This is a genomic window from Streptomyces sp. NPDC007095 (assembly GCF_040634475.1).
In the GTDB taxonomy this organism is placed as follows: domain Bacteria; phylum Actinomycetota; class Actinomycetes; order Streptomycetales; family Streptomycetaceae; genus Streptomyces.
This window is the reverse complement of record NZ_JBEYFS010000392.1, coordinates 1-6,278: the sequence shown is the minus strand read 5'-3', so window position 1 is coordinate 6,278 and position 6,278 is coordinate 1. Positions and strand designations below refer to the sequence as shown.

Genomic DNA, 6,278 nt, shown 5'->3' with positions numbered 1-6,278 from the left:
GCCCGGGTGTGACGTTTTCGGCCGCGCCGTCGCAGTACTGGGTGAGCCGACTGGTCATCGGCCGTCGCACTAGAGCCCGGCCCCGGCTCGTCGAAGCTCGCCGGACCGGGCGTCCGGCACCGCCAGGGCCGCGCTCACCGGATGTCGGCCGGTGACGGCGGACGGCTCGCCGGCCCGGCCCCCGAAGCCCCGGCCGCGGTCGGCATGGACACACAGACCCCGCTCTCGTCGTCCTCCCCGAGGGGACCCGGCCCTGCCCCACCCCAAGCCCGACCCTCCGCAAACCCCTGAGGTGACCTCATGCCCGCCGCCCCCGAGCTGATCTCCCCGCGCTCGCCGCGCGTAGCCGCCGCGCGGCGACTCGCCCGGCGGAACTTCCGGGGCAAGGAGCGGCTGTTCCTCGCCGAGGGCCCGCAGGCCGTGCGCGAGGCGACGGCGCACCGCGTCGACGAGGCGGCCACGCTCGTCGAGCTGTTCGCGACCGTCGAGGCCGCGGAGCGCTACGCCGACATCGTCGGGGACGCCCGGGCCGTCGGAGCACGGGTGCACCTCGCCGACGAGGAGGTGATCGCCGACATCTCGACCACCGTCACTCCGCAGGGCCTCGTCGGGATCTGCCGGTTCCTCGACACCCCGTTCGAGGAGATCCTCGCGGCCCGGCCCAGGCTCGTCGCCGTACTCGCGCACGTCCGCGACCCCGGGAACGCCGGCACGGTGCTGCGGTGCGCCGACGCCGCCGGCGCCGAGGCCGTCGTACTCACCGACGCGTCCGTCGACCTGTACAACCCCAAGGCCGTACGGGCCTCGGTCGGTTCCCTCTTTCACCTGCCGGTGGCCGTCGGGGTGCCCGTGGAGGCAGCCGTACGGGGCCTCAAGGACGCCGGCGTACGGATCCTCGCGGCCGACGGCGCGGGCGAGGACGACCTCGACGACGAGCTCGACAAGGGGACCATGGGCGGCCCCACCGCCTGGGTGTTCGGAAACGAGGCCTGGGGGCTCCCGGAGGAGACGCGCGCGCTGGCGGATGCCGTCGTGCGCGTACCGATCCACGGAAAGGCCGAGAGTCTGAACCTCGCGACGGCCGCCGCCGTATGTCTCTACGCGTCCGCCCGTGCACAGCGCGCCTCCGGAGGGTGCCGCTCCGTCACCGACAGCTAGTAGGGTGACGGGCTCGGGGGCCCACTGCGCCAGACGAGAGGTGGGATACGGGGATGGGTGTCGGCACGAGCGGTGCGAAGAGCGCACTGCGCGCACGGGACGTGCGTGACACACCCGCGCCCCCGCGCGCCGGTCTCGGGCCGGAACCGGGGAGCGAACTCGGTATCGACCCCGACGACCTGCCCGACGGGCTCGTCATCGCCGACGAGAACGGCCGGGTCATCTGCTTCAACGCCGCCGCCGCCCGCATCACCGCCGTCCCCGCCGCCGCCGCCCTCGGACACCACCTGGAGTCGGCCCTTCCCTTGGAGGACCTCGAAGGCCGTCGCTGGTGGCAGCTGACCGACCCGTACGGCGGCCTCGCGATCCGCGTCGGACAGCCCGAGCGCAATCTGCTGCTCCCCGGGGGACGGGAGGTGCTCGTCTCCGCGCGGTACGTACGCACCGCACCCACCGGGCCCGTCCGCCGCGTCGTCGTCTCGCTGCGCGACACCGAAGCCCGCCGCCGCACCGAGCGCAGTCACGCCGAGCTGATCGCCACGGTCGCCCACGAGCTGCGCTCCCCGCTCACCTCGGTCAAGGGCTTCACCGCCACTCTCCTCGCCAAGTGGGAACGCTTCACCGACGACCAGAAGAAACTCATGCTGGAGACCGTCGACGCCGACGCCAACCGGGTCACCCGGCTCATCGCCGAGCTGCTCGACATCTCCCGCATCGACTCCGGCCGACTGGAAGTACGCCGCCAGCCCGTCGACATCGGTGCCGCCGTCGGCCGCCACATCCAGGCGTACGTCACCTCGGGCCAGCCCGCCGACCGCTTCCTGCTGCGCATCGAACAGCCCCTGCCGCCCCTGTGGGCCGATCCGGACAAGATCGACCAGGTGCTGAGCAACCTGCTCGAAAACGCGGTGCGGCACGGCGAGGGAACCGTCACTATCGACGTCACGCCCTCGGCGTCCCCGCGTGAGCGCGAGGACGCCGAGAACGCGGCCACGTCGGTCACCGTGAGCGACGAGGGCACCGGCATCCCGGAGGAGTCCATGAACCGCGTCTTCACCCGCTTCTGGCGGGGCAGCAAGCGCGGCGGCACGGGTCTCGGGCTGTATATCGTCAAGGGCATCGTCGAGGCCCACGGCGGCACCATCACGGTCGGCCGCGCCCCCGGCGGCGGTGCCGAGTTCCGATTTACGTTGCCCGTGGGCACCCCGGCGTACCTGCTGTAACGCCGAAGAGGCCCCACGGGCGCACACGTACCGGAGCCACCCCTCGGACTGCGCGTCCGAGGTCGGCTCCCACCCCGTTAGACTCGGCCTCTGGCACCTTTGCGTCCCCGTTTCAGGGACCATGCGTCCCCCGAGTCGGGACGGGGACCATCCGCCAGCCAACCGGAAGCACGGGAAGAGATGTCGGCACCGAATAAGTCGTACGACCCTGTAGAGGTCGAGGCCTTGAAACCGGAAGAGATCGAGCGCATGCGGGACGAGGCGCTCGCCGCCTTCGCCGCCGCGGGTGACCTCGACGCGCTCCAGGAGGCCAAGGTCGCCCACACCGGCGGCACCTCGCCGCTGGCCCTCGCCAACCGCGAGATCGGAGCCCTGCCCCCGCACGCCAAGGCCGCGGCGGGCAAGCTGGTCGGTCAGGCGCGAGGCGCGGTGAACAAGGCCCTCGGCGCCCGCCAGGCCGAGCTGGAGGCCGAGCGCGACGCCCGGGTGCTGGTCGAGGAGGCGGTGGACGTCACACTGCCGTACGACCGCGTACCGGCCGGCGCCCGCCACCCGCTGACCACCATGATGGAGCGCGTCGCCGACGTCTTCGTGTCCATGGGATACGAGATCGCCGAGGGCCCCGAGGTCGAGGCGGAGTGGTTCAACTTCGACGCCCTGAACTTCACGCCCGACCACCCGGCCCGGCAGATGCAGGACACCTTCTTCGTCGAGGGCCCGACGGGCGACCACGGCGAGTCCGGTGTCGTGCTGCGCACCCACACCTCGCCCGTGCAGGCCCGCGCCATGCTGGACCGCGAGCCGCCGGTCTACGTCGTCTGCCCCGGCCGGGTGTTCCGCACGGACGAGCTGGACGCCACGCACACCCCGGTCTTCCACCAGATCGAGCTCCTCGCCGTCGACGAGGGCCTGACCATGGCCGACCTCAAGGGCACCCTCGACCACATGGTCCAGTCGCTCTTCGGCGCCGACATGAAGACCCGGCTGCGCCCGAACTACTTCCCCTTCACCGAGCCGTCCGCCGAGATGGACATGCTCTGCTACGTCTGCAAGGGCGAGTCCGTCGGCAACCCCGACCGCCCCTGCCGGACCTGCTCCTCCGAGGGCTGGATCGAGCTCGGCGGCTGCGGCATGGTCAACCCGCGGGTGCTGGTCGCCTGCGGCGTGGACCCGGAGAAGTACAGCGGATTCGCCTTCGGGTTCGGCATCGAGCGGATGCTGATGTTCCGCCACAACGTCGAAGACATGCGAGACATGGTCGAGGGTGACGTCCGGTTCACCCGGCCGTTCGGGATGGAGATCTGATGCGGGTCCCGCTTTCTTGGCTGCGGGAGTACGTCGACCTGCCGGCGACGGAGACCGGCCGCGACGTCCAGGCCAAGCTCATTTCGGCAGGCCTCGAGGTCGAGACCGTCGAGCAGCTCGGCGCCGACCTCAAGGGTCCCCTGGTCGTCGGCCAGGTGCAGTCCATCGAGGAGCTGGAGGGCTTCAAGAAGCCCATCCGCTTCTGCCTCGTCGACGTCGGCACCGCGAACGGCACGGGTGAGCTCCAGGAGATCGTCTGCGGCGCCCGCAACTTCGCCGTCGGCGACAAGGTCGTCGTGGTCCTGCCCGGCGCCGTGCTGCCCGGCAACTTCGCGATCGCCGCACGCGAGACGTACGGCAAGACCTCGCACGGCATGATCTGCTCCGGCGACGAACTGGGCATGGGCGACGACGGCAGCGGCGGCATCATCGTCCTGCCGCCGGAGGTCGAGGTAGGCACCGACGCGATCGAGCTGCTCCAGCTCGTCGACGAGGTCCTCGACATCGCCGTCACACCCGACCGCGGCTACGCCCTGTCGATGCGTGGCGTGGCCCGCGAGGCCGCCATCGCCTACGGCCTGCCGCTGATGGACCCCGCGCTGCTCGACGTACCGGCCCCGAACGCGTTCGGCTACCCGGTGCAGGTCTCCGACCCGATGGGCTGCGACCGCTTCACCGCGCGGACGGTGACGGGCCTCGACCCCGAGACCCTCTCGCCGATCTGGCTGCGCCGCCGGCTCCAGAAGGCGGGCATGCGCCCGATCTCCCTCGCCGTCGACATCACCAACTACGTGATGCTGGAGCTCGGCCAGCCCCTGCACGCGTACGACCGCACCCGCGTCCAGGGCGCGATCGGTGTGCGCCGGGCCGAGCAGGGCGAGAAGCTCACCACCCTCGACGGCGTCACGCGCACGCTGGACGCCGAGGACCTGGTCATCACCGACGACCGCGGCCCCATCGGCCTCGCGGGCGTCATGGGCGGCGCGAACACGGAGATCGACGACACCGAGGGCACCACCACCGAGGTCGTCATCGAGGCCGCGCACTTCGACGCGCTCTCCATCGCCCGCACCGCCCGCCGCCACAAGCTGGCCTCCGAAGCGTCCAAGCGCTTCGAGCGCGGCGTGGACCCGCAGGCCGCCTCCGCCGCCGCCCAGCGCACGGTCGACCTCCTCGTCCTCCTCGCCGGCGGCACCGCCGACGCCGGGGTCACCGAGGTCATCGCGCCCTCCGCGCCGCACAGCATCACCATCCCGGCGAACCACCCGGACAAGGTGGCCGGTGTCGACTACGGCCGTGAGACCGTCGTCCGCCGCCTCCAGCAGGTCGGCTGCGACGTCTACGGGCAGGACGAGCTGATCGTCACCGTGCCGTCCTGGCGGCCCGACCTGACGGACCCGAACGACCTGGCCGAAGAGGTCATCCGGCTCGAGGGCTACGAGAACCTGCCCTCGACCCTGCCGAAGCCCCCCGCGGGCCTGGGCCTGACCGGCCGGCAGCGACTGCACCGCCGGATCGGCCGCGCACTGGCCGGCGCCGGATACGTCGAGGCACTGAACTACCCGTTCATCGGCGAGCACGTCTTCGACCAGCTCGGTCTGGCCGCCGACGACCCGAAGCGCAAGGTCGTCAGGCTGGTCAACCCGCTCTCCGACGAGGAGCCCGCGCTCCGTACGACGCTGCTGCCGGGTTTGCTCCACGCCCTGCGCCGCAACGACGGCCGCGGCAGCCACGACCTGGCGCTCTTCGAGACCGGTCTCGTCTTCCAGCCGCAGGACGAACTGCGTGTCGCGGGCCGTCTGCCCGTCGACCGCCGTCCCACCGACGAGGAGATCGCGTCCCTCGCGGCCGCGCTCCCCGTCCAGCCCCGGCACGCCGCCGTCGTCCTCGCGGGCGCCCGCGAGCAGGCCGGCTGGTGGGGCAAGGGCCGCCCGGCCGACTGGGCCGACGCGATCGAGGCCGCGCGCTCGCTCGCCCGCGAGGCGGGGACCGAACTCCTCGTCCGTTCCGGGCAGTACGGGCCGTGGCACCCGGGTCGCTGCGCCGAACTGGCCGTCGTCGTCGACGGCCAGGAGAAGGTCATCGGGTACGCCGGAGAGCTGCACCCCGGTGTCCTGAAGACCCTGGGTCTGCCCGCGCGCACCTGTGCGATGGAGCTCGACCTGGACGCGCTGGAGCAGGCGAGCGCGGGCCTCCCCAAGGGCCCGAAGATCTCTACCTTCCCGGTCGCCACCCAGGACGTGGCTCTGGTCGTCGACAAGACCGTCCCGCACGTGGACGTCGAGGCGGCGCTGCGCGCGGGCGCGGGTGAACTCCTGGAGTCCATCCGGCTGTTCGACGTCTACGAGAACAGTGAGCAGCTCGGCGAGGGCAAGAAGTCCCTGGCCTACGCGCTGCGGTTCCGTGCCGACGACCGTACGCTGACCGTCGACGAGGCCTCCGCGGCGCGTGACGTGGCCGTGGCGCTCGCCGCTGAGCGCACGGGGGCGGTGTTGCGGAGCTAGTGCCGCAACAGGCAACGTTCGCCCCGTCGCGACGCCCGGCACGCACTCTCGCCGCACCGGCCGAAAGCCCAAGTACGTCCAGTACGAG

4 protein-coding genes are annotated in these 6,278 nt (G+C 72.0%); all 4 read left to right on the top strand.

What is annotated here, in order from left to right:
- The first annotated feature begins 300 nt into the window (after positions 1-300).
- The 4 genes from ABZ656_RS55655 to pheT all read left to right on the top strand — a co-directional run bounded on the left by ABZ656_RS55655 (position 301) and on the right by pheT (position 6,190).
- Positions 301-1,158: an RNA methyltransferase gene (locus tag ABZ656_RS55655; RefSeq protein WP_360280052.1), complete on the top strand. Its 858-nt coding sequence runs from the start codon at positions 301-303 to the stop codon at positions 1,156-1,158.
- A 53-nt stretch (positions 1,159-1,211) separates the two neighbouring features.
- Positions 1,212-2,381, top strand: coding sequence for an ATP-binding protein (locus tag ABZ656_RS55650; protein WP_101406148.1), 1,170 nt, complete (start codon positions 1,212-1,214; stop codon positions 2,379-2,381).
- 180 nt (positions 2,382-2,561) lie between these two features.
- On the top strand, positions 2,562-3,686 hold the full coding sequence (gene pheS / locus ABZ656_RS55645; RefSeq protein ID WP_095855645.1) for a phenylalanine--tRNA ligase subunit alpha: 1,125 nt from the start codon (positions 2,562-2,564) through the stop codon (positions 3,684-3,686).
- On the top strand, positions 3,686-6,190 hold the full coding sequence (pheT, locus tag ABZ656_RS55640; RefSeq protein WP_360280048.1) for a phenylalanine--tRNA ligase subunit beta: 2,505 nt from the start codon (positions 3,686-3,688) through the stop codon (positions 6,188-6,190). The genes pheS and pheT overlap by 1 nt, the downstream gene beginning before the upstream one ends.
- The last annotated feature ends 88 nt before the right edge of the window (positions 6,191-6,278 follow it).

What these genes read in the sequence shown, in the direction of transcription:
- ABZ656_RS55655 (WP_360280052.1), top strand. Translation starts at nt 301, where the DNA reads ATGCCCGCCGCCCCCGAGCTGATCTCCCCGCGCTCGCCGCGCGTAGCC.
- ABZ656_RS55650 (WP_101406148.1), top strand. Translation starts at nt 1,212, where the DNA reads ATGGGTGTCGGCACGAGCGGTGCGAAGAGCGCACTGCGCGCACGGGAC.
- pheS (WP_095855645.1), top strand. Translation starts at nt 2,562, where the DNA reads ATGTCGGCACCGAATAAGTCGTACGACCCTGTAGAGGTCGAGGCCTTG.
- pheT (WP_360280048.1), top strand. Translation starts at nt 3,686, where the DNA reads ATGCGGGTCCCGCTTTCTTGGCTGCGGGAGTACGTCGACCTGCCGGCG.